Source organism: Gemmobacter fulvus (genome assembly GCF_018798885.1).
Lineage (GTDB): Bacteria > Pseudomonadota > Alphaproteobacteria > Rhodobacterales > Rhodobacteraceae > Gemmobacter > Gemmobacter fulvus.
The window spans coordinates 2,104,729-2,127,373 of sequence record NZ_CP076361.1; the positions used below are offsets into that span (position 1 = coordinate 2,104,729).

A 22,645-nucleotide genomic window follows, 5' to 3' on the forward strand; every position below is an offset into this window, starting at 1 on the left:
TCTAAAAGTCAAAGAACGCGGACGTGTTTCCTGCCATAGTTTGCAGAAGAAGATCCCGATCAAGAAAGAGGTTCTTCATTTCGCAGCTCGTCTCGGCGATCAGCAGGCATCCATGGCATGCGGCGCCGTGGGTTGCCCGATCGCCGCTCCTATCGTCTGGTTCGTGATCGGCGCAAACGGGGTCATTTGAGCAAATCCGCAAACGTTCCAAGGCACTCTTGAGAATGTAGGCAAACCTTGGAGCCATGGCGACAAGCCCTCCAAGACTGCCCTGCGCACCAGCGCTAGCCGTATAAACAAGAATTCCGCAACGGTCGACGTCGCCGCCGCCGCGCGTGCTGGACAGCGCATATACGCGTTCCTTTAAAGAGCTGGCTGGATAGCCGCAGTCGAGGGCAATCTCAGCCATCAACGCGTGAGATATGCTGTGAAGAAGTACGTAAGCCGTTCCAGGATATGACGGCGCTTTCCCAGCAAATCGCTTTTGCCAGTGCCCGTATCCAGCAAGCAGCTTTTGATTCCGGATAGCCGTGAGCTCCTTTCGAAGCCATGCGGTAATCGCGGTGGCATCGAAATGGATGAAGATGCCTTCCCCAAACTGTTCGATCGCGGGCAACCAGTCTGCATCACGTGATATTGGGGCGCCGCGGACGCTCAATTGAATATCTTCGATATCGCCGTCAGCTCCCGTCGGTGCCGCTTCAAATCGTGTGAACCCATAGAGGCATGATACCTCCCTCAGTCGATGCACCGCGATCAGGTTTTTGATCCCCGATAAGTCAATCCCGGCAGCGGGGTCGGCCCAAGCGTCTCTCGGAAGAGTCTGTGCAAAGAGCTTTGCCGTCGGATGATTCGCGCCGATTTCAGATCGACCGCTGGCGAAAGTGTCGAACTCGGACAGCTTTGGTGAACGAGTTGCGTCGGTTTTTGCGCCCTCACGAATGCGCTGAAGCCTATCAAAAATGTCGTGGTCAGGATAAGGGCCAAGCGATGCCGATACCTTTGGATTGAATTTCTTTGCTTGAGCGATATCCTGAACTGTTTGAACGCTGGCCAGATCGCCTGTTAATTCATCTACAAGCTGGCTGAGTTCATCCTCCTCAGTCGGCAGCGAAATCACCGTTTGGACCTGCGGGAAGTAGGTGTTCGTCGCGGTTCGAGTGAGCAACTTCAGGTTGTCCCCGCATCCTTCAGGGTCTCGGTCGAGCAGCCACGGACGCTCACCGCGGCATTTGCCTAGACGCCCGGGCTGGAAAGTGTCCTGCAGGGACAGACGGCTGCCGCATCCGCACACGACGCTGGTGTCTGCAGGGTCCGCGCTGGTTCCCTTTTCCTCTACCCACATCGGCTCATGGCATGCCCCCGATCCGTGCACGACCCAGCGCCAGTCAATGTCTTGCAGATGCCCTTTGTCGCATGCGCAAACGAAGCGGATCGGCGTCACATCGCTCTTCCGGCCGTCATCGTATTGGAACCTTCTGCGCCCCTTGCTATCGAGGTCTTGCCAACGGACCAACCGGCGACGCCGGATCGTGCTAGTCCCCAACGTGTTCGTTTCGACCTGCTCGCAGATGAACCATGTCGGGAAGACAGGCGCGGAGACTCCACGCGGCACGCCGTCTCTTAAATCAACGGATGTCGGCGGTGTCCTCAACGTCAGGCTGGCTGCCGGATCAAGGCGCCCTTGCTCTTTCAAAATCTGCTCGAGGCGCTGCGTCAGACGCGGCTCTGGAAGAGTCTTGAAGGCGCCGCCTTTCATGTCCCACTGTTCTAGTCCGCCCACTACAACAGATCGAGTTGGCAGGTCGATCATTGCCCCCGGACCGAAGGTGGAAATTAGCTGGCTGAGACGCTGGGCATTCTTGGTCATGAGAGATCATCCGCATTTGCGATCGTATTTCCGTGAGGATCACGGACCTTCAAGGTGACGTTGGGCTCGACGTCGCGCATTGAACGGCCCGCAACAAAGCGGCGATGAGGTTCAGCCAGATTGGCGATCTCTGGCTCAAGCGGCATGTGCAATAGTCGATGAGGACTTTTCTTTTTGGAATAAGCGAACGCATTACCGCCGGCGGCCTGCTCATCGGAGGTTTCAATCCAGGCATCCAAAATATCGTCAATCAGCTTTGACAAAGCCGCTCGGCCGCCGGCAATCATTCTCTCAGGCGCGCGATCAACAATAGAATCTCGGACCAGATTGCGTATCCATAAATTGTTCTTCAGTTCGTTGACGGCGACATCCGGGGTAAGCGCGCTATCTACATGACGCGCTGCAGCAACCACGACCGCGGCCAACGCACGATCAAGAGCTCGGGCCGCCCAAGGTGTGACACTCGTTGCTTCTACAGCGCGATAAAAGGTGCGGTGGAATTGTCCGAACTGTTCGAAATGCATGCGGTCCCGTGGCTTATGCAGGTTTAGAACGGCAAGCACGATGCCGGGTCGGGTATGATCTCGGCCCACGCGGCTCGTTGCCTGGATGTACTCAGCAGCAGTCTTTGGCTGACCTTGTACCACCATGAGCCCCAGGCGCGTGATATCGAGTCCGACCGATATCATGTTCGTCGCCAATGCGATGTCGACAGTTTCGGCGTCCCGGCCGAATACTGCCTCAAGGCGTTGTTTTGCTTTCGCGACCTCGTCGGTTGATACCCGGGAGGTAAGCTCCAACGGTTCCTTGACACGGCGGTCGGCGAATGGGCTGTCGGCCGGCTCAACCCTGCGGCGTTGGGCACCATAGCGGGCCGAGCGATCCCGGACTTCGTCTTCGACGATCCGGCGGGCGCCACCCAGTTCGCGCAATGCGTTGAAGTAGCAGATCGCTGTCATGAACGGATCGGCAGGGTTTACGTGTTTGCTATCTGCCGAAAGATTAGCTTCGTAAGCTGCTTGTGCTGCCGCAACGAGCGTGGTCAAGGAACGCAGGAAGACCAGCTTTGGGCCCCGCCCTTGGGCGGCAATACCGAGGTAGAGCCTTGCAGCGTTTGTGGTTGTCGGAACAGTGCGGGCAAAAAAGCTGTCGATCCGATCAATTCCGGGTGGCGGGAAGATGCTAGTGCTGCTGCGATCAAACAACGCCGAGATTTGATCTGCTGCACGCCTGACCGTTGCGGTCGAAGCCACTATCTTTGGGCGAATACGAGTTTCCCCGGAACCTCGGGATGCGAGTTGATCGATTGCAGCCTCGTAAAGTCCCGCGACAGTCCCAAGCGGCCCTGCGATAAGGTGTAGTTCATCCTGAATGATGAGATCGGGCGGATCCAGCGACCAGCCATTGCTTAGTGGACTTCCCTGACCAGGCTCAGCGGCGCCGTAAAACCCGACATCGTTTTGGAACCGGTCAACGTGCCCGAAGAATGCGCCAGTTTCGCCAACCCAAGGCAACGCCGCGAACTTATCGACCGTGGCGATCAGGAACGCTGGCAGCCGACGATAGATCGGCTCATCGACAGTCAGGACAGGCAAGGGTCGGCTTCTGCTGAAATCACAACTTGTATTGACACAGCGGATTTCAAGATTGGTCGGAGCATGCATGTTCGGGGTGCATGAAAACGAAGACGGCTTGAACTCTGTCCCGCACCACGGGCACGCCTTTAGCGGTGCCGGCGCACGTTTGTCGCGTCCGCTTTGGTAGCGCCGCACCCGCCCTACAGCGGTTGTTTCATCGGTGTTGCCCTTGCCACCGAGTTTATTCGGCGAGGCGTCTGAACCGACCCACAAGCCGATCTCGATAGGCCAGTCACCAAGCAAGCGTCGGCCATCAACGTCGATGTTTTTGGCGTCAGTGCGCATGAGTTCGAGCGCGCAGACGACACCGGCCGCACGGGCGAGCTGGTCAAGGGTAAGAAGGCGAAGAGTGTAGCGCATGATCACCGCCACACCGGCTCCAAGCACGCCGGAGGCCCCGAGCCGACGATGGGCGATGACGAGTGCCGCGAGGCCGAGATAGGCTTCGGTTTTGCCGCCGCCTGTCGGAAAGAAAAGGAGGTCCGCCGTTTCACGGTCAACGTGGCGGCGATCAACCAAGCCCGCCAAGTTAAGCAGCACAAACGCGAGCTGGAATGGGCGCCACTGCGGCTCGGCCAAGCCAGCAGGTTCACCTGTCGCGCCAGCAACACGGCGTCGCGCAGCCATCGCCACCGCGAGGTTCATGAAGCGGAATGCAGCCCGCGCCTGGGAATCAGTCGCAAGCATTCCGATACCGGTTGCAATCCGCACCTTCGCCTTTGCCATGTCCGCGATCAAACGTTCTGCCGTTTCCTTTCGCCGTGCGGGCAAACCGCCGAGCTTTCCACGCTCAACATCGATCCAGGCACCATACAGATTTGGCAGATCGGCTAGGGCCGATGTTAGGTCCGCGCCATTGCCCTCTGCCAGCTGCGCGAGAGTTTCCATCCCGAACGAGACATGCGTTTTCAAGTCCGCGTCTTCGTTCGGCGCGACGCGTTCGACCTCGGCCGATGGTAGAGGATCGGTCCAAACTCGAGTGATACCTTGATCGTTGCCCACGGGCGCGTCCCAGCCCGCAGCGGCATTGCGGCCCACCGCCCATTCGTTGAGATCGCGATAGTGCAGATCGGCGACCCGCAAATCCCAATCCTGCGCACGATAGCCGGATAGGTCACGCCGCGGCCGAAAACTGCTTGCTGATACCAGTTCCAGCCGCGCTTGAAAGGCGTAGCTGACATCAGAATAGAAGCGATGCACTGTTGCGCGTCGATTGACGAGGAACACTGTCAACGCGCGCACGCGCTCGGTTTGCCCATCTGGCGTCGTGTAACTGAAAAGGCGCGAATGCGTTTCGAGCACGAGGCCACCGCCGCGCCTTTGCTCGGCGGCGCTTTCCGGCACGACGACTGGGGAACTGCGGCCTTCCGTCACCGTCAAGGCAACGACACGCTTTTTCGGACTGCGAACCCAATCAACCATTGGTCGCTCGATCCGCTTCTTCTTTCCCTCTTCGTCGAATTGCTCGACCTTGGGCTCAGGGAGAAGCACGTCCTCCGGCAATTGCGGTTCGGTGCGATAGTCCCCCCATGACACGTGTGCCTCGATTTCGGTGACATCGGGATCGAGCAACACGGTCAAGCCGATTGAGGATGGAAGGAAGCGCCTTCGTGTAACCGGTGCCTCGGGCTCCTCGTTGTCGGCAGCCGCACCGTTCGTGCCATCAGAATCCGGCTCCTCGACATCAAGTTCCATCTCTTCCTGAGCAGACGGGTCGGCGTCGTCGTTGTCGCCATCGAGACCGAGTGGGTCTTCGGCAGGGGCTATGAAACCAGCGAGATACCAGCGCGCAGGGTTCTCGTTCAGGCGTTCTGTCGCGAGGTCAGCATCCTTAGGGCCGGGACCGATTAGGTCGCGCCGGAAGACGTTTACGATCTGAGCGCGCACTTGCTCCGATGTCATCATGATTTCTTTGTGCCTTCTTCAAGAACGAATTCACCCAAAACTCGGTTCAGCCATTTAGTAGTGTGTTTTTCGTCGAGTCGTTTTGGGTTGAACCCAGCCTCTGACAGTAAGCGTTCAAGCGAAATCATGCGGTCACGGCACTTCATTCGAACACCAAAGCGGAGGCTGGCCTTGTCAGGACCGCACAAGACCCATGCATCCGCCCTCGTTAGCGCGTGCGCCCATAATGACTGCTCTCCGATATCGAGAGCGATGCCATCTGCATTTAACAGCACATTTGCACGTTGGACCTCGCTCACACTGTGAACAGCCCTGAGGTCTTTCCGAAGCTGGGCAGCATCAATGTTTTCTTCGGGTCTACGCCGCTGAAATCCTGTCTGCGTTTCGACAACGCAGTCTTCAACCGTTTCGACATTGTATCCACCCGACAGTGCTCCCCAAGCCGCCCACTTGTGGGTGTCGAGTATGGTCATAGTGTCGACCAGGACAGGTCCGGTGTGCCGCGCCATGGAACCTCACAAGCCATCTGGCTTTGGCACGCCATGAGTGGCGAAGAGTTCAATCAGGTCGTCAACCGTTTGGTCCAATAACCCCGCTGCCCGTCGCGCTGAAATACGACCCTGATCAACAGCAAGACCGATCACTTCCGCGAATGGCCTAGAGAACATCGGCGGTGTCGCCGCTTGTCCATCATTGCGACCATTGTTTCGCAGCGCCGCGTCGGGCACGGCGCGCGCAGCAGCTGGCTTCAGCCGGTCGAGCGCAACGAGCCGCCATTTCAGCGCCGAGGCGGTCACCAGTAGCGCATCCGCGGCAGCATTTAGCCGGGCGGGAAGCTCCTGCTCAGGGATTGCCGCCCAATCGCCAAAGCCATCGAGGATCGCAGCGGGCATCAGCACGGCCGAGGCAAAATTGTTAGCCAGTTGCTCGACGCGGTTGCCGCCGGTCTCGCGCGCCTCTTCCGAATGTTCTGGCGGCATCGCGTCCCAGGTGAGGATGTGGAACAACTCGTGCGCAAGGTCGAAATGACGACGACCGACCACCTCGTGGCGGTTTATCAAAACCACATCGAGTTCGGGCAAGCGGCAGGCCGCGCCGGAAATTCCGTCGAAGGCATCGACGTGCAAGACGAGGATGCCGAGTTCACGCTCCATCACCTCGGCAAGGCGAACGGCTGGGATATCGCCAAGCTTGAATTCAGCGACGAAGCGTTCGCCCGCGTCCATGGCGTCCTCAAAGTGCGAGCCCTTGTGTAGGCCGAGCGCGCGGCGCAGCAGGGGCGCCTCTCGTCCCACGTGAGGGGCGATGGAGCGGAACGCGGCGATCCAGCGACCGGCGTTGCGCTCATAAGCGCCGAGGCGCTGCGGACCAACATTGGTCTGTCTCCATGAAAACCGGCCTTCGCCGACCAGCAGGAAGGGATCGGTGAAATAGTCGAGCGACGCACCCAGCTTTTCGACTGCAAGTACCAGTTCCTCGGCCGTGACGCGGCGTTCGCCGGTCTCGATGGCCGATACGGTTTGCCGATCCTTGAATCCGAACATGCGCGCCAGATCGTCTTGGCTGAGCTTTCGCTCTTCGCGTAGCGCCTTGATCCGCGGTCCGATGAAATTCGCTGACATAGGGCACCTCCGACCGCTGATGTATTCTTGCAAAGTGACGATTGCAAGAAAATCTTGCGATCTGGTTACGCATCCACGCCCGGTGAAGACGAGCCAGAAAGCGACGCCCTGCCCATCCTCCAGGCAGATGGGCTGAGAACGGCCCTCCGACGTGGCGCAGCTTCATATACCAGCATCGACATGGGATCGGAGTTCATCTTGGAACCTACGGCACGGTCAAAATCGTCGAGGGTCTCCCACATCCCGACGTTCACGAAAGAGATGTAGGTTTCAGACTTCCAGAGTGACTTGTCGTTCTCGAGTTCGCTCGGTTCCATTTGCCAAGTGATCTTCTCAAAGAAGTCTGGCCCTTCGACCCTGCTCAGAAACTCGCCGATCAAGCCTGCTGCGTTGTTGAGCTTGAGTGTCGAACTCCAAAACTGGATAAAATCACGCTCCTTTTCTGGAGTTATCCGCCAATTAATCAGGACAATAATCATTCATTCTCTCCTTCCAATTCTGCATCCTCATCCTCCCCATCGTCCACCGCCACCAACCCGGCAGCACGTTCTTCGGCGGCGCGGGTAGCGTTCAGGGCGAGGAGGCGGGCGAGAACTTCGTCCTTGAAGTCGGACGGCCAATCGAGACGGGTCTTGGGCGTTTTTCCCTCGTCAGCATCCTGATCGATGAACTCGGGTGCGGCGCGGTCGGCCAGATCGTTCCAGCCCCTCGCATCGTCTTCGGATGAGGCGCCACGCGCATAGGCACGAAGCACTGCGACATCCATTTCATGGTGTAGCGTGCGCAGGCGGGCGATGTCGGCGGCGTTTTCGCTGCGCGCATGAAAGCGATTGTAGGTCTTCGTCAGGCCCTGGTTGCGTGTGATCATCAGTTGGGCCCGGAATGTGTTATAGGCTTGGCCTACCGCTTCGACGGCGGGGTCTATTCTAAAATAGGCAGGGAATGGGAAAGTGCGGAAGCAGTCGGATGGAGTGTAGGCCGTGTTGACAAAAGGGATTCACGGGGCGCTCTGAACGTGATTCAAGCTGGTATCTGCGATGGAGACCAGCTTGGCACGAGACCTGATGTCGGACGATGAATGGGCGTTTCACGAACGCTTCATCCTGGCCGTCCGCGCACCGAACGGGCGCAAACCTATGAACCATCGTCTTGTTCTGGATGGGATTTTCTGGATAGCGCGCACAGGTTCTCCGTGGCGTGACCTGCCGGAGGAGTTCGGCAAGTGGTCGTCTGTCTACCGCCAGTTCCGGCGCTGGACCCTGGCTGGGCTGTGGGAAGGGATACTGGAGGCCTTGAACGAGAGCGGGGTGGTTCCTGCGGCCTTGCAGATGATCGACAGCACCGTGGTCCGCGCCCATCATCAGGCAGCGGGCGCTAAAGGGGGACTCCGCGACAAGGTTTTGGCCGTTCGCGAGGTGGCTTCACGACCAAGATCCACCTCCGCGTCAATGGCGCAGGCCTGCCCATGAGGTCGGACATCACGCCGGGCCAGACATCGGACTATCTGGGCTTCAACCTCATCATGGACGACAACCTGCCCGAGCCGAGCGTCCTGCTGGCAGATCGCGGCTATGACTCTGACAAGCTTCGAGAAACCATGGAGGGACGCAACGTCGTGCCAGTGATCCCCATGCGCAAGTCCCGCAAGCTGCGCGTGGCCGTGGACCGCACCCTCTATCGGCTGCGCAACCTCGTCGAGCGCTGTTTCAACAAGCTGAAGAACGCCCGCCGCGTCGCCACCCGCTACGACAAAACCGCAGAGAGCTTCTTGGGCTTCATCGACATCACCTCGATCCGCCTCTGGCTCCGCCATTTGTCAACATGACCTAGTGTGATTTCGGCCTCAGCCACCTTCTGCATAACTTCTCCCGCTTGTTGGATTCTTGGCGCTGCCCCACTTTTTGCCAAGATGGACGCACAAGCAATGCCGCCAGGTCGTTTTGATTCAATTCCGGGCAGGAAAAGCCTTACGGACCACAAAAATCCACCCGCTGCCCCGCCCAACCCACGGGAAACGCCTGCATCGCCCGCGCAAGTGTGAGGCTGTCGGGCTGTCGGCCATCAACGATAGATTCGATGATGTCGGGTGCTAGTAGGGTCATTCGAAGCACGCGGCTTACATAAGAAGGGTTGATCCTCTCCGCCGTGGCAATCTCATCGATGGTCCCGTAAGCCCCGGACTCGATGAGATTTCTCCATCGGAAGGCACGGGCCAGCGCCTTGACGAGCGCATTGTCGGCCTTGTGTTTCGGTGGAATGTCCGGTGGCAACTGGATTTCTTTCCGACCGCCACGCCTCACGATACGGAACGCGACATGCACGGTGATGGTATCGGGGATCGGTCGGGCGCATGTCATGCTGCTGCTCCCACTTCCGCGCGCATTTCGCGGGCAAGCCCAGCTAGCCCGTCCATTCGCATCCGCACTTTCAGACCGTCAATGCCAATGTCGACCCGTTCGACAAGAAGCGTTACGATGCGGGCGTGCTCGGCAGGGAATAATTCGTCCCACAGCGGATCAAGTCGGGTCAATGCCTCGCGCGCCTCGGCTTCGGTGGCATCGCCGTCCCCCAACTGCGCCGCTTTCCTTGTGCCAGCCACAATCTCAGGCTGGCGGAACACGGCGCGGATCTGATCGATGACCACGGCCTCGATATCACCTGCGGGAACGCGGCTGACCGGGCATGACCCTGCACCGTGCTTCAGCACGGTTTGACTGACATAGTAGCGGTAAAGCCGTCCGCCCTTTCGGGTGTGGGTTGGCGAGAAGGCCGCTCCATCAGGCCCATGTAGCAATCCCCGCAGCAGCGCAGGCGTGTCGGCGCGGGTTCGGGCGGCGCGCTTTCTCGGGCTCTCGGTAAGGATGGCATGGGCCCCATCCCAAAGTTCATGGTCGATGATCGCCGAATGCTCGCCGGGATAGCTAGTTCCCTTGTGAACAGCCTCGCCGATGTAGACCCGGTTGTTCAGCATCCGGTAGATGAACTTCTTGTCGATCCGGTGGCCCCGGCTGGTGGTGACGCCCCGCTCGGCAAGTTCGCGCGCCAGCACCGTGCCCGATCCGATCTCGATGAACCGGGCGAAGACCCAGCGAACATGCGCGGCATCTGCGGGATTCTCGACGAGCTTCCGGGCCTTCACCTCATATCCAAGGGGCGGACAGCCACCCATCCACATGCCCTTCATCCGGGAAGCCTTCACCTTGTCGCGGATGCGTTCGGCCGTCACCTCGCGTTCAAACTGGGCGAAGGACAACAGGATGTTCAGCGTAAGCCGCCCCATGGACGTGGTGGTGTTGAAGGACTGGGTGACGGAAACGAAGGTCACGCCGTTGCGGTCGAACACCTCGACCAGCTTCGAGAAGTCCATCAGCGAACGGGACAAGCGGTCGATCTTGTAGACCACCACCACGTCGACCAGCCCATCCTCGATATCGGCCAGCAGCCGCTTCAGGCCGGGGCGTTCCAGTGTGCCGCCGGATATGCCGCCATCGTCATACTGGTCGCGAACCAGCACCCAGCCTTCGGACCTTTGGCTGGCGATGTAGGATTCGCAGGCCTCGCGCTGAGCGTGCAGGCTGTTGAACTCCTGCTCCAGCCCTTCTTCGGAGGATTTGCGGGTATAGACCGCGCAGCGCAGCTTGCGGACGACAGGTTTGTTCATGCCGTCCTCCGATGGTTCTTCAGCCCAAAGAAGACCCAGCCGTTCCAACGTGTGCCGGTGATGGCGCGCGCGATGGCAGAAAGCGACTGGTATGGCCGCCCCTGCCATTCGAAACCACCTTGGGTCACGGTGACGATCTGTTCGACCCCCTGCCATTCGCGCAGCAGCCGGGTGCCGGTGATGGGGCGGTCGCGATCAGCGCGGATCCGGCGCGTCGTGATGTTGCCCCCGTCAAGCTGCTCGCCCAAGGCTTCCAGCCGTTTGATGGTTTCTGGCTTCAGCCCGCCATAGGCCAGTTCCTGGATGCGGTAGGCGAGGCGGCTTTCCAGGTAGCGGCGGTTGAAGGGCGGCGGTTCGGTTTCGAACAGGTCGCGCCACTGCGCCTTCAGGTCGGGCGTGGTGGTCGTCTTCAGCGCGGCCAGGCGCTTCGGGATGGGATCGGACTTCGTCATGCGTCTCTCCGGTGGCTTGGAGTTGCATGAAGGCATTGGTCGGGCAGACAGTGTAGGCAACTTTCTCCAGTCTGGTCAGAGAATTCACCCCGTACTTGCATCCGCAGCCGGATCAGGCCAAGCGCCATCGGTTCAGTAGGTGTTTGATCCGCTGGTCTGATTGTGCGGTCCTGTTGCGGAAAGTGCGCGAGGCACTCTGAGACGCGTCTGGCGGGAACGGCTGTGTCCACCGATGCGCATCCGCCTGAGACCTGAATCCTGTGTTGGCTTGGCGCGGTGGCGCTATGGGCGCGGGGAACCGCCAGGATCAGGATGTCTGCGCGAACGTTCCGCACAGATGCCGGGATGCTGAAATCCAAGGCAGCAGCGGCCAACAAGGCGCGTTTGACCGGATCTAGGGCCTGTGCTGCGCGAAAGGCATTCTTGCTTCAAGCGCCCTGGCAAGATCCCAGTCGATGATCAGTTGGTTGACCAGTTGATGGGACATCATCTCGTAGATCACCTCGGCCCGTTCACGCCCGATAGCGATGACCACCACGCCGGGGGTGCCGTTCTGTGCCGCTTTGCGCGCCAGCCAGGACAGGTGTTCCATCGTGATGCCGGTCCACATCGCGTTGATTTCGGCCAGCAGCGCCGTATCCCGCGCCGACAGACCTGACTTGGGGATGAGCACGCCACCGACATCGCCGGCAATCAGGGACTGAAGTTCAGCGGCAGAGATGTCGCCTGCGGAGACCAGCTCGCTTTGCGCCCCGCCAAGCGGGCGGTCAGATGAGCCGACACTGGTGATGATCATGTCCATCTGCCGGATCAGGGCATTTTCGCCGACGAAGATGCGGTGATAAGATGCCGCATCATGCACATATTCGCGGATGGCCTGGGTTTTCGCCTCGTCATAGCGCCGTGGGATGAAGGCGGGCACACCGCCCAGAAGCAGCCTTTCTTCGCTTCCGCTCCCCACACTGTTGTTCAGCCGGTCGGCCAGAAGGGTCGAGGAATGGTCTGGCAGGGCCAGTGTGACAAGTTCGGCAGTGACCGGCACGAACAGGAGCGAGCGGTCCTTGCGCAACCCGCGCCCGGCATATTCCAGCCCGTCGACAAGTGCCCCGACGGTGCGCCCCCAAGTGACCCCGACGATGGAGGAGCGGTGCAGCAGCTCGGTCAGCCGCCCCGCAGCCGAGCGGCCGATGCGGCGGGACCGCAGGTCGAAGGCCCCCGCCGTGGGAGAATCGCTGCCGCTGTCGAAAACCCGCACCTCCGGTGCGAAGCCGCCACTGGCCTGCGCCAGCTTCCGCAGCCCCTCGGCGAGTTTTCGTGGCTCCAGCAGTTGATGAAGTTCACGCATGACTTCGGGTGAAAGGTCACGGTCGTTGAAACGCAGCTCGATCTCCAGCCAGCCCTTTTCTGTGGCATGGGCCAGAAGGCGCGAGACATGCGATTGAGACACATTCCCGAGGTGCAGACGGATTTCATCCTGCGACAGGCCGTGGCGCGCCCGCAGATAGGCCGCCTGAAGCGCCTGAATGTCGCGCGCACTTGTCGGCGTCTGCTGATCTGACCGCATGTCCGCTCCTGCTGTCGAGGTTCTGCATATTTATGCCGAATTGTTATTATCATGGCAAGACGGCGGCGTCCCGATTAGCGTTTTCAGGGGAGCGAAAACCCGGGAGTGCCGCACAGCCGCAGTCCCGAACGATGTCCAAGGGAGGGGATATTATGAGTCTGACACGACGTGCATTGCTGCAATCCACCACGGCTGCCATTCTGGTTGCGGGGCTTCTGTCGCCGCGCCGCGTTGCGGCTGCCACTGTCAAGATCGGCTTTCTGCTGAAGACAATGGAGGAAGAACGCTATCAGCTGGACAAGGCTGTCTTCACCGCCAAGGCTGAGGCTCTGGGCGCCGAAGTGATCTTCGATTCCGCGAACAATGACGAACAGCAGCAGCTGGCGAAATTCGAGAACATGATCTCGAAGGGCGCACAGGTCATCGTCATGCAGCCGGTCAACACCGGCACTGCGGGTGCCATGGTGTCGATGGCGAATGCCGAGGGCGTCAAGGTCGTGGGATACGATTCCATGCTGACCAACGGCCCGCTCGACGCGATGGTCATGCAGGACAGCTGGGCCGTGGGCAAGCTGCAGGGCGAGGCCATGGTCGAATGGTTCAAGGCCCACAAGGGCGGCAAGGTCGAAGGCAAGGTGGCGCTGATCATGGGCCAGCCGGGCGATTCCAACGCCATCGCCATGTCCAGCGGCGCGCTGGAGATCATCAAGGCGAATCCCGGGCTGGAACTGGTGGCCGAACAGGCACATGAGGGGTGGTCTTCGGAAAAGGCCATGGCCACGACCGAGAACGTCCTGACCAAATACAGCAATGGCGTAGATGCCTTCATCTGCAACAACAGCGGCATGGCGCGCGGCGTGATCGCGGCGCTGGATGCGCAGGGCCTTGCCAGCGCGGACAAGGTCTTTGTCGCGGGTTCGGATGCCGATCTGGTGAATATCCAGTTCGTCGCGCAGGGCAAGCAGGCCGTCGAGATCTGGAAGAAGATCGAGCCGCTGGCCGAAACCGCCGCACAGATCGCCTTTGATCTGGCCTCCAACCCCGACACGCCCACGACCGAGGCGATCAAGGCGGACCGGATCATCAACAACGGCATGGTGGATGTGCCCACGGTCGTGACGCCGGTTGTGCTGGTGGCACGGGACAATGTGGACAGCACCGTCGTCGCCGGCGGCTATTACACCAGCGAGCAGGTCTACGCGAAGTAGACCGCGGGCCTGACAAGGTCTGCGGACCTGCAGCCGCGCCCAAGGCAACGCCACGGGCGCGGCGCTTTTCCGAAATTTCCCAGATAGCGCAGCCGGTCGCCAGTCGCCCGGGGCGCAAGCACGGAGGTCGCTGGTGCGATGGCGAATGAAATCGTTCTGAAAATGGTAGATATCACCAAGGAGTTTCCGGGGGTCAAAGCACTCAGCCATGTGAACTTCGAGGCGCGTGCAGGTGAGTTGCTGGCCCTGATGGGCGAGAATGGCGCGGGCAAATCCACCCTGATGAAGGTGCTGTCGGGGGTTTGGCCCTATCCGACCTATACCGGCGACATCTATGTCAACGGGCAGAAGAAAACCTTTTCCGGCACCCGGCAGGCCGAAGAGGCGGGCATCGCCATCATCTATCAGGAGTTGAACCTGATCCCCGAGATGACGGTGGCCGAGAACATCTTTCTCGACCGGCAGTTCACCGATGCCCTCGGGCGGATCGACTGGGTGCGGTTGAATCACGAGACGAAGCTTTTGCTGGACGAGTTGGGCATCCGTGACTTTCAGCCCACCGACAAGGTGTCCAGCATCACCGTCGGCAAGCAGCAGATGGTCGAGATTGCCAAGGCCCTGTCCAAGAATGCGCGCATCCTGGTGCTGGACGAGCCGACATCGGCCCTGACCGACAAGGAGGTGGCCGACCTCTTCCGCATCATCCGCAAGCTGAAGGCGGATGGCGTCTGCATGTGCTACATCTCGCACAAGATGGAGGAAATCCAGCAGGTTGCCGACAGGATCGTCGTGCTGCGCGACGGCCAGACCATCGGCGATGTGACCCCGATCTCTGAAATCACGCTGGATCAGATCATCAGCCGGATGGTCGGGCGCGACATCAAGGACATGTTTCCCAAGCGCGTGGCGAAACCCGGGCGCAAGATCCTTGAAGTACGTGACCTTGAAGTCGATCACCCGACCCTTCCGAACGAAAAGCGGGTCAAGAAAACCTCGTTCAGCGCCTATGCGGGCGAGATTCTGGGGATTTCCGGGCTGATGGGAGCGGGCCGCACCGAACTGGTGGGCGGCATCTTCGGCGCCTATCCGGGCATGAGCCGGGGCGAAGTCTGGCTGGACGGCAAGAAGATCACCATCCGCTCACCGCGCGAAGCCATTGATCAGGGGATCGCGCTGCTGACCGAGGACCGCAAGGCCCTTGGCCTGTTCCTCAGCGAACCGATCAGCTTCAACACCACGATCAGTTCGCTGGAAACCATCAGCTCGAAGCTTCTGGGCGTGATCAACCACGCGCGTGAGCAGGAGCTGGTGACGGATTACGTCAAGAAGCTGGGGGTCAAGGCGCCCAGCATCAACACGATCATCGGCACGCTGTCGGGCGGCAACCAGCAGAAGGTGATCCTTGGCAAATGGCTGAACGCCAAACCCAAGGTTTTCATCCTGGATGAACCGACACGCGGCATCGACATCGGTGCCAAGGTCGAAATCTACAAACTGCTGCACAGCCTGGCTGAAGAGGGCGTCGCGGTCATCGTGATCTCGTCCGAGCTGCCCGAGGTGTTGGGGATCAGCGACCGGATTCTGGTCATGGCCGAAGGGAGGATCGTCTCGGAGTTCAACCGTGACACCGCGACAAAGGAAGCAATCATGGAATACGCGACGGGAAGCGTGAAGGGAGGGAACGGCAGATGAACAGTGCCGCATTAAGTTTCATCAAGAAGAATGCAACGCTGATCGCGCTGGTTGTTCTGGCTTTGGGAATGGGGTTCGCGGACGATTCGTTCTTTACCGCCCGCAACCTCAGCAATCTGGCGCGGCAGGTGACCATCATCGGCATCATCGCGGTCGGCATGACCATGGTCATCCTGATCTCGGGGATCGACCTGTCGGTCGGCAGTGTCGCCGGTCTTGCGGCAGTGGTCGTGACCATCCTGATGCAGAATGACGTGAACGTCTGGATCTCCATCATTCTCACGCTCTCGCTGGCCGGTGTCGTGATCGGGGGATGGAACGGGTTCTGGATCGCGCATTACAAGATTCCCCCCTTCATCATTACGCTGGGGATGCTGACCATCGCGCGCGGGCTTGCGCTGACCATCTCGGACGGCAGCGCGGTGCCGGTGACCGACACGACCTTCCCGCTGATCGGCGGGGCCTATATCCCGCCCATGATCTCGGTCATCCTGATCGCAGCGGCCATCGGTCTGGTGCTGCTGTCCACCCTGCGCGGCGTGATGCGGGCGCGGGCCGTCGGCGGTCAGGTCGACAAGGTGCAGGTCATCTCGAACCTGATCCTGACAGGGGCGGGCGGGGCGCTGTCGCTCTATATCTTCGGCAGCTACAACGGCATTCCTGTTCCGGTTGCGATCTTTGTCGCCATTGCCGGGGCCGGGATCTATGTGCTGGGACAGACCCGCTTTGGCCGCCGTCTTTACGCCCTGGGCGGCAACGAGGACGCGGCGCGCCTGTCGGGGATTGATGTCTACCGGACCAAGCTGATCGTCTACATCATCGTCTCGACGCTTTCGGCGCTTGCCGGGATCCTTCTGGCCTCGCGGCTGAACGGCGCGTCGCCCAACCTCGGCACGATGTTCGAACTGGACGCCATCGCGGCCGTGGTCATCGGCGGCACCAGCCTGGCGGGCGGATCGGGCACCATCGGGGGAACCGTGATCGGCGCACTGATCATCGGCGTGCTGAACAACGGGATGAGCCTTCTGGGCGTCTCGGCCTTCTACCAGCTGATCATCAAGGGGTTCATCATCATCCTCGCAGTCTGGTTCGACGTCCTGCAGAAACGCAAATAGTCGGACTACCGCCCGCCGCGTGTCACTCCCTCGCGCGGCGGGCACCCAGCCCTGGATCAGACGGGCACCCACCCCTGCGGACAGCGCTTTCAAGGGCACACAGGGGGTATGAGGGGCAGCCTGTCATCGGATAGTCTTTGCCCGCCCGAAGTCTGGTTTTCTCAGGTCGCCGCGGCGCCGCCGCCACAACATGAAGAGTTTTGTGACGTGTCGAAACGTTTGAAAATTGCGGTTCTGGGCCCGATCCCGCGCGACCGTATCGTGACCCATCAGGGCGAAAATTTCGAGAAATATGGTTGCGCCAGCTATACTGCGGCAGCGCTTTCGGCCCTGCTGGGCGACAGCGGAGAGGTGCACCCGATCTGCCATGTCCGCAAGCGCGACGAAGGCCCGGTAAAGGAACTGCTGGGACAGTTTCCAAATGTCGACCTGAAGGGCATCACCTCCGAGCTGGATCAGGGCGACGTTGTCCAGCTGACCTATCTTGACCAGAATCGGCGGCTCGAACGCCAGACCGGCTTCATGGACCCGATCCTGCCCGAAGATCTGGCCTCTGTGCTGGATGCCGATGCCTTTGTCTGTGTGCCGATCACCGATTATCAGGTGAGCCGGGCGACGCTGAAATACATCAAGCAGAACAGCAAGGGCGTGACGATCCTTGATGCGCACGGCCCGACCAGCTGCCTGACGCGCAGCGGCGAGCGGCATCACCGCTTCTGGGCCGACCGCGACAGCTGGCTGCCCTATATCGACATTCTCAAGATGAACCTCGAGGAAGCGGCTTGCAGTTGGTTCGACGCGGAATATTCGGCCGAGGATCTGCGCGATGTCGAGCAGCTGGCCATGGACGATCTGCCGCGCTTTGCAAAACACTGCCTTGACCGTGGCGTGAAGGCGCTCTGCGTCACGCTCGACCAGCATGGATGCGTGGTCTACTTCCGCGATGAAAGCGGGGCGATCCGCGAATATGTGGTGAAGCGGGTGCCGGTCGAGAAAGTGGTGGATACCACGGGTTGCGGCGATTCCTTCGCCGGCGGGCTGGCCTTCGGGTATCTGCGGCACCGCGATTTTGTGAAGGCCTGCCAATACGGCAATGCGGTTGGCGCGCAGCGCTGCGTCAGTTCGCAGATCGCAATCTACAAATCCCTGGAAGAGACGGATCGGCAGATCGCCGAAACCTACGGCGCCTGACGCGCCCTTTCAGGGCATGACCTTCAGAACTGGAGACGAACGATGCGCCATCATTTGAATGGGCAGGAATGGTGTGTCTGCGAAAGCGGGTTCGACATCGGCAAGGCGAATGTTTTCGAGACGCTGTTCACCCTCGGCAACGGTTATCTCGGCACCCGCGGCACACTGGAAGAGGGGTTCCGGGGCGAGTATTCCGGCACCTATCTGAACGGCGTCTTCGACGCGCATGACGCTTCGGTCATTGATCTCGTGAATGCGCCGGACTGGCTGCCGCTTGCGGTCTATGTCCATGGCATCCGGCTGGATGTGCAGGGCTGCAAGGTGCTGTCGCACCAGAGGGCGCTGGATCTGCGGCAGGGCGTGCTGTGGCGCGAGACGGTGTTCGAAGACCCGCAGGGCCGGCGCACCCGACTTGAAACGCTGCGCTTCGCCAGCTTTGCCGATCCGCATCTCTGTGTCCTGCGGCTGGCCGTCACACCGGAAAACCACGGCGGCCCGGTGGTGATCGAAAGCGCGCTGGAGGGCCGCCGCAGCAATCTGGATCTTCTGCCTGCCTATGCCGGAACGCCGGTCTTTCCGCCCGAAGTGAAATGGGACAAATGGGCAAAGTCGCTGCATCTTGCGCCGGTCATGGCCACTTGTGATCAGGACAGCCTGTATCTGGAAATGCGCACGATCGACAGCGGCATAGCGATCGGCCTTGCGTCCACGCTGCTTCCCTCGGTGCCGCCGCTGCGCAACACGGTCGAGCGACACGCCACGCGCGTGGCCGAACGGCAGGAGTTCCTGATCCCGGTCGGGGTGACTCTGTCGGTGGACAAGTTCGTCACGATCCACACTTCTCGCGAAACCCCGGCCTCTGGCATCGCGGCGCGCTGTCAGGAGGAGCTGGCGGGCCATCTGGCCTCCGGGTTCGAGGCTGCCCTTGCCGCCAATGCCGCCGCATGGGGCCGCAAGTGGGAGGCGAGTGATATCGTCATTCACGGCGATGCGGCGATGACGCAGGCGGCGCGCTTCAACATCTATCACCTGCTGATCACCGCAAACCCCGCAGACCCCAAGGTCAGCATCGGCGCCAAGTCGCTTTCGGGCGAGGGCTATCGCGGTCATGTGTTCTGGGACAGCGAAATCTTCCTGCTGCCCTTCTACATCTATACCCAGCCAGAGGCCGCGAAGGCCCTGCTGATGTATCGTTACCACACGCTGGACGGCGCACGGGACAATGCAAGGGCGAACGGGTTTTCCGGCGCGCAGTTCGCATGGGAATCCGCCGATACCGGGCACGAAACCACACCGAAATGGACAGCGGACGGACGGCACCGCATCTGGACGGGGGAGGAAGAGATCCACGTCACCGCCGATGTGGCCTATGGGGTGCTGACTTATGTCGCCGCTACGGGCGACACCGCGTTCCTCACGGACTATGGTGCCGAAATCCTGTTTGAAACCAGCCGGTTCTGGCTCTCGCGTCTTGATGAGGACACTGCGAGCGACAGGTTGGTGTTGCGCCGGGTGATTGGCCCGGATGAGTTTCACGAACATGTCGACAACAATGCCTTCACCAACCGCATGGCGCAGTGGCACCTCGTGCAGGCCGCGCGCATCCATGACGATCTGGCGCGGAAGGCCCCCGAGGCCCTCGCGGCATTGGCGCACCGCATTGGCCTACTGCCCGGCGAGGCCGCGCAGTGGCGCGAGGCTGCCGGGCGGATCCTGATCCCCTTCGATGCGGGCAGCGGCCTGATCGAGCAGTTCGAGGGGTATTTTGCCCTCAAGGACGTTCCGGTGACGGAATGGGATGGCAATGACATGCCCTGCTATCCCGCGGGCTATGACCATTTCAACGCAGGCGAGACCAGGCTGCTGAAGCAGCCCGATGTTGTGATGCTGATGTATGTGCTGCCTGACGAATTCAGCGACGAGGCCAAGCGCGTCAACTATGCGCATTACGAGCCGCGCACCCTGCACAAATCCTCGCTCAGCCCGGCGATCCATTCGATCATGGGAGTCGAGGTGGGCGACAGGGCGCGGGCGCTGCAATATTTCCGCCGGTCTGCCCTTGTCGATCTGCTCGACAATCAGGGCAATACTCAGGACGGGATTCATATCGCCTCGGCGGGCGGCACCTGGCAGGCGCTGGTCTTCGGCTTTGGCGGGTTCCGTGTGCGAAATGCGCGGATGAGCTTTCGGCCTTGGCTGCCTCCCGGCTGGAGCGAGCTTCAGTTCTGCCTGTTCTGGCAGGGCAGCAGGATTCAGCTGCGCATTGGCCGCGAACAGGCCTCCTTCCTGCTGGAAACCGGCCCCGTCACCTGGGTGCCCATCCTCGTCGAAAACCAGGAAATCATTCTCGAGGCCGGGCGCATCGTCACGGCTTCCCTGTGCCCGGAGACTGCGTCGTGACTCTGCTGAGAGGTGTTATCTTTGATCTGGACGGCGTGATTGCCGATACCGTGCCCGCCCATTTCGCCGCGTGGAAGCAGATGTTCGCGGAAGAGGGCTATGCCTTTGACGAACGGGTCTATCATGACAGGGTGGACGGGCGCCGCAGGTTCGACGGGGCGCAGGCGGTGATGGTGGATGCCACGCCCGACCGGGTCAGTGCAGCCGCTTCACGCAAGGATGCGTATTTCCTCAAGCAGATCGAGCAGGGACAGTTCGAGGTCTTTGCCGACACGCTCAATTTCCTGCGTGCCTGCCGCGCCGAGGGGCTGGTGCTGGCAACCGCCTCCAGCAGCCGAAACGCGCGTCTCGTGCTGGAAAAGGCCGGGATCGCCGACAAGTTCGCCGCCATCGTCGGGGGCGATGATGTGTCAAACGGGAAACCGCATCCCGACATCTTCCTGCTGGCCGCAAAGCGGCTGGGGCTGCCGCCGGAGGCCTGCGTGGTGATTGAGGACGCGATCTCCGGGGTTGCCGCCGCCAAGGCCGGGGGCTTCCTCTGCATCGGGATCGACCGCACGGGGCAGACCGAACGCCTTGCGGGGGCTGACCTGATCGTCGAGAGCCTTTCGCGACTGAAGCTCTGTGATATTGAGCAACTCATGGGGAAATGAGCGTATCCATCAGGGTCGTCGCGGCGATGCTGCACCAGCCGCAGGCGTTGGTGCAGCATCGCGGGGTCGATCAGGGGCAGGGCCTGTTGCACGGTCCGCCCCCCTCTGTCACCTGCCCTTGCCAGAGGTGTCGCCCCCAACGCGCCGGTTGCCTAGGGGTTTGCACCGGGCAGCGGGGCGTCGGGGGGCAGGACTTCCAGCGGGCGGGTGGCGATCACCTCGGTATCCGACAGTTTGTAGCGCAGCTCATATTGCCCGGGCGTATCCGGGGCCGTCATCGTCAGCGGATTGCCTGCGTTGACATAGGCATAGGAGATATAGCTGTCGCTGCCCGCCTCGGCGATCTGGATATTGTCCTGCGGGGCGTTCGGCCCGATCCATGTGATGGACATCTCGCTGCCTGCCCGCACCTGCGCCGGGGCCGTCATCGTCACCGGCGCGTCTGTGGCCACGATGGCGCGTGTGGCTATCACCGTATGGTCGCGGAACCTGTAGCGCAGCTCATAGTTACCCGGCTCGCCCGGCATCAACAGGCTGACCGGGTTGCCATTCGCCACATAGGCCCAGGTCCAGCGTTCGCCGTCACCGGGAAGCCCGATCTCGATTGTGTCCAGCTCTGCTGCCGGTCCGGTCCAGCCGACGGCGACGGATTGGCCGATCGGCGCGGTTTCGGGTGCGTCCAGCGTGGCTTCGGGCAAGGGTTCCTGCGGCACATAGGGCCGCACCAGCATCAGCACCCCGTCCTTGATGCCCGAGGCCCAGCCGTCGCCCAGCCCCTGCGTGGTGTAATCCATTTCGGTCGATGCACCAAAGCCGGTGCATTGTGCCGTGGCACCGGGATCATAACGCCAGGCGGCGCAGAGGGCGTCGCCCGCGCAGAGGGCATTGCACTGCTCTGCGGTTCCATCTGGGGGAAAGGCGAAGGCGGCTGGCATGCCTGCGGGCGCGCCGGTTGTGCCGCCGGTCGGGGCCAATGCGATGGCCGCCATCATCGGCGCACCGGGGAAATACCGGCGCGGTTTGGGCGGCACGGGCGGCGAGGGGGGCGCAGTCACCGTTGCGCGCAGGGCTTCGGCCAGATCATTGGCATTGGCTGCCTCGAAATACCGCCCGCCCGTGGTGTCGGCCAGACAGGACACCTGCGCGCCCTCGGCCTCTGACAGGCCAAAGCCGATGACATGCGCGGTGAAGTTCAGACCTGCGGCTTCCAGCTCTTGCCCGAGGGCGCAGGGATCGGCGGCGCAGGTCTCCAACCCGTCGGTCACCAGCACCACTGTGGCCGCCTCTTCACCGGAGCGCAGTGCTTCGGCGGCCTGCCGCACGGCATCGGACAGCGGGGTCTTGCCCAGAAAGCGCATGGCATTCACCGCATCGCGGATCTGCCCGGCGGTGCCCGGCGCGGGCGGCACCATCAGTTCGATGTCGCCGCAATTGCCCTTTTCACGGTGGCCATAGGCCAGAAGGCCCAGTTCCTGTTCTGCCGGGATCTGTGTCAGCACCCCGGCCACGGTTTCGCGCGCAATCTCCAGCTTGGGCCGCCCATCGATCTGGCCCCACATGGAGCCTGATCCGTCCATGACGATGATCGTCGCCGGGGTTTCGGCCTGCACTGGCCCGGCTGCCGTCAGCGCTGCTGCCATCATTCCTGCCCGCCAGCCATTCCGCATCGTTCACC

The 22,645-nt window shown here is 61.1% G+C and carries 18 protein-coding genes; 7 read left to right on the forward strand and 11 right to left on the reverse strand.

The features are described 5' to 3' along the window. Position 1: 1 nt before the first annotated feature. The 6 genes from drmB to KM031_RS10225 all read right to left on the reverse strand — a co-directional run bounded on the left by drmB (position 2) and on the right by KM031_RS10225 (position 7,902). Complete coding sequence (drmB, locus tag KM031_RS10200; RefSeq protein WP_215505747.1) at positions 2–1,870, reverse strand: MrfA Zn-binding domain-containing protein; 1,869 nt, start codon at positions 1,868–1,870, stop codon at positions 2–4. Further along, positions 1,867–5,412 carry a DISARM system helicase DrmA gene (gene drmA, locus KM031_RS10205; protein WP_215505746.1) on the reverse strand — a complete coding sequence of 1,182 codons (3,546 nt, stop codon included), beginning with the start codon at positions 5,410–5,412 and terminating at the stop codon, positions 1,867–1,869. Before drmA ends, drmB begins: the two co-directional genes overlap by 4 nt. Continuing rightward, entirely contained in the window at positions 5,409–5,921 is a 513-nt protein-coding gene (locus tag KM031_RS10210; protein ID WP_260691897.1) for a hypothetical protein, read from the reverse strand. The genes drmA and KM031_RS10210 overlap by 4 nt, the downstream gene beginning before the upstream one ends. Positions 5,922–5,927: 6 nt before the next feature. After that, positions 5,928–7,034: a helix-turn-helix domain-containing protein gene (locus tag KM031_RS10215; protein WP_215505744.1), complete on the reverse strand. Its 1,107-nt coding sequence runs from the start codon at positions 7,032–7,034 to the stop codon at positions 5,928–5,930. Between the two features lie 65 nt (positions 7,035–7,099). Further along, positions 7,100–7,513 carry a hypothetical protein gene (locus tag KM031_RS10220; protein WP_215505743.1) on the reverse strand — a complete coding sequence of 138 codons (414 nt, stop codon included), beginning with the start codon at positions 7,511–7,513 and terminating at the stop codon, positions 7,100–7,102. Then, positions 7,510–7,902 carry a hypothetical protein gene (locus KM031_RS10225; protein WP_215505742.1) on the reverse strand — a complete coding sequence of 131 codons (393 nt, stop codon included), beginning with the start codon at positions 7,900–7,902 and terminating at the stop codon, positions 7,510–7,512. Before KM031_RS10225 ends, KM031_RS10220 begins: the two co-directional genes overlap by 4 nt. A gap of 169 nt (positions 7,903–8,071) precedes the next feature. Here KM031_RS10225 and KM031_RS10230 point away from each other — a divergent pair. Beyond that, positions 8,072–8,859, forward strand: a protein-coding gene (locus KM031_RS10230) for an IS5 family transposase (protein ID WP_260691898.1) whose coding sequence is annotated in 2 segments (ribosomal slippage) — positions 8,072–8,411 and positions 8,411–8,859 — 789 coding nt in all. Because the reading frame shifts where the segments join, the coding sequence is not laid out codon by codon here. A gap of 142 nt (positions 8,860–9,001) precedes the next feature. Here the strand turns inward: KM031_RS10230 and KM031_RS10235 are convergent. From KM031_RS10235 to KM031_RS10250, 4 genes are all read right to left on the reverse strand, one after another. Beyond that, the gene (locus KM031_RS10235) at positions 9,002–9,391 is read right to left on the reverse strand and encodes a ParB/RepB/Spo0J family partition protein (protein WP_215504991.1); all 390 of its coding nucleotides are present in this window, start codon (positions 9,389–9,391) and stop codon (positions 9,002–9,004) included. Further along, positions 9,388–10,695: a recombinase family protein gene (locus tag KM031_RS10240; protein ID WP_215504990.1), complete on the reverse strand. Its 1,308-nt coding sequence runs from the start codon at positions 10,693–10,695 to the stop codon at positions 9,388–9,390. Before KM031_RS10240 ends, KM031_RS10235 begins: the two co-directional genes overlap by 4 nt. Then, on the reverse strand, positions 10,692–11,147 hold the full coding sequence (locus tag KM031_RS10245; protein ID WP_215504989.1) for a DUF2924 domain-containing protein: 456 nt from the start codon (positions 11,145–11,147) through the stop codon (positions 10,692–10,694). The genes KM031_RS10240 and KM031_RS10245 overlap by 4 nt, the downstream gene beginning before the upstream one ends. A 394-nt stretch (positions 11,148–11,541) precedes the next feature. Beyond that, on the reverse strand, positions 11,542–12,711 hold the full coding sequence (locus tag KM031_RS10250) for a sugar-binding domain-containing protein (RefSeq protein WP_215504988.1): 1,170 nt from the start codon (positions 12,709–12,711) through the stop codon (positions 11,542–11,544). Between the two features lie 152 nt (positions 12,712–12,863). Between KM031_RS10250 and KM031_RS10255 the strand changes: the two genes are divergently transcribed. The 6 genes from KM031_RS10255 (at position 12,864) to KM031_RS10280 (ending at position 20,970) form a co-directional block, all read left to right on the forward strand. Further along, on the forward strand, positions 12,864–13,919 hold the full coding sequence (locus tag KM031_RS10255) for a sugar ABC transporter substrate-binding protein (protein ID WP_215504987.1): 1,056 nt from the start codon (positions 12,864–12,866) through the stop codon (positions 13,917–13,919). Between the two features lie 138 nt (positions 13,920–14,057). After that, on the forward strand, positions 14,058–15,611 hold the full coding sequence (locus tag KM031_RS10260; RefSeq protein ID WP_215504986.1) for a sugar ABC transporter ATP-binding protein: 1,554 nt from the start codon (positions 14,058–14,060) through the stop codon (positions 15,609–15,611). Further along, positions 15,608–16,726, forward strand: a complete 1,119-nt coding sequence (locus KM031_RS10265; RefSeq protein WP_215504985.1) for a sugar ABC transporter permease — start codon at positions 15,608–15,610, stop codon at positions 16,724–16,726. The genes KM031_RS10260 and KM031_RS10265 overlap by 4 nt, the downstream gene beginning before the upstream one ends. Before the next feature lie 207 nt (positions 16,727–16,933). Beyond that, positions 16,934–17,917, forward strand: coding sequence for a carbohydrate kinase family protein (locus KM031_RS10270; protein WP_215504984.1), 984 nt, complete (start codon positions 16,934–16,936; stop codon positions 17,915–17,917). Between the two features lie 42 nt (positions 17,918–17,959). Then, positions 17,960–20,317 carry a glycoside hydrolase family 65 protein gene (locus tag KM031_RS10275; protein ID WP_215504983.1) on the forward strand — a complete coding sequence of 786 codons (2,358 nt, stop codon included), beginning with the start codon at positions 17,960–17,962 and terminating at the stop codon, positions 20,315–20,317. Next, complete coding sequence (locus KM031_RS10280; RefSeq protein ID WP_215504982.1) at positions 20,314–20,970, forward strand: HAD family hydrolase; 657 nt, start codon at positions 20,314–20,316, stop codon at positions 20,968–20,970. Before KM031_RS10275 ends, KM031_RS10280 begins: the two co-directional genes overlap by 4 nt. A gap of 152 nt (positions 20,971–21,122) precedes the next feature. On the opposite strand, the gene KM031_RS10285 is transcribed toward KM031_RS10280, so the two are convergent. After that, positions 21,123–22,613 (reverse strand): vWA domain-containing protein, encoded by a 1,491-nt coding sequence (locus KM031_RS10285; protein ID WP_215504981.1) that lies wholly within the window; start codon positions 22,611–22,613, stop codon positions 21,123–21,125. Positions 22,614–22,645 lie beyond the last annotated feature (32 nt).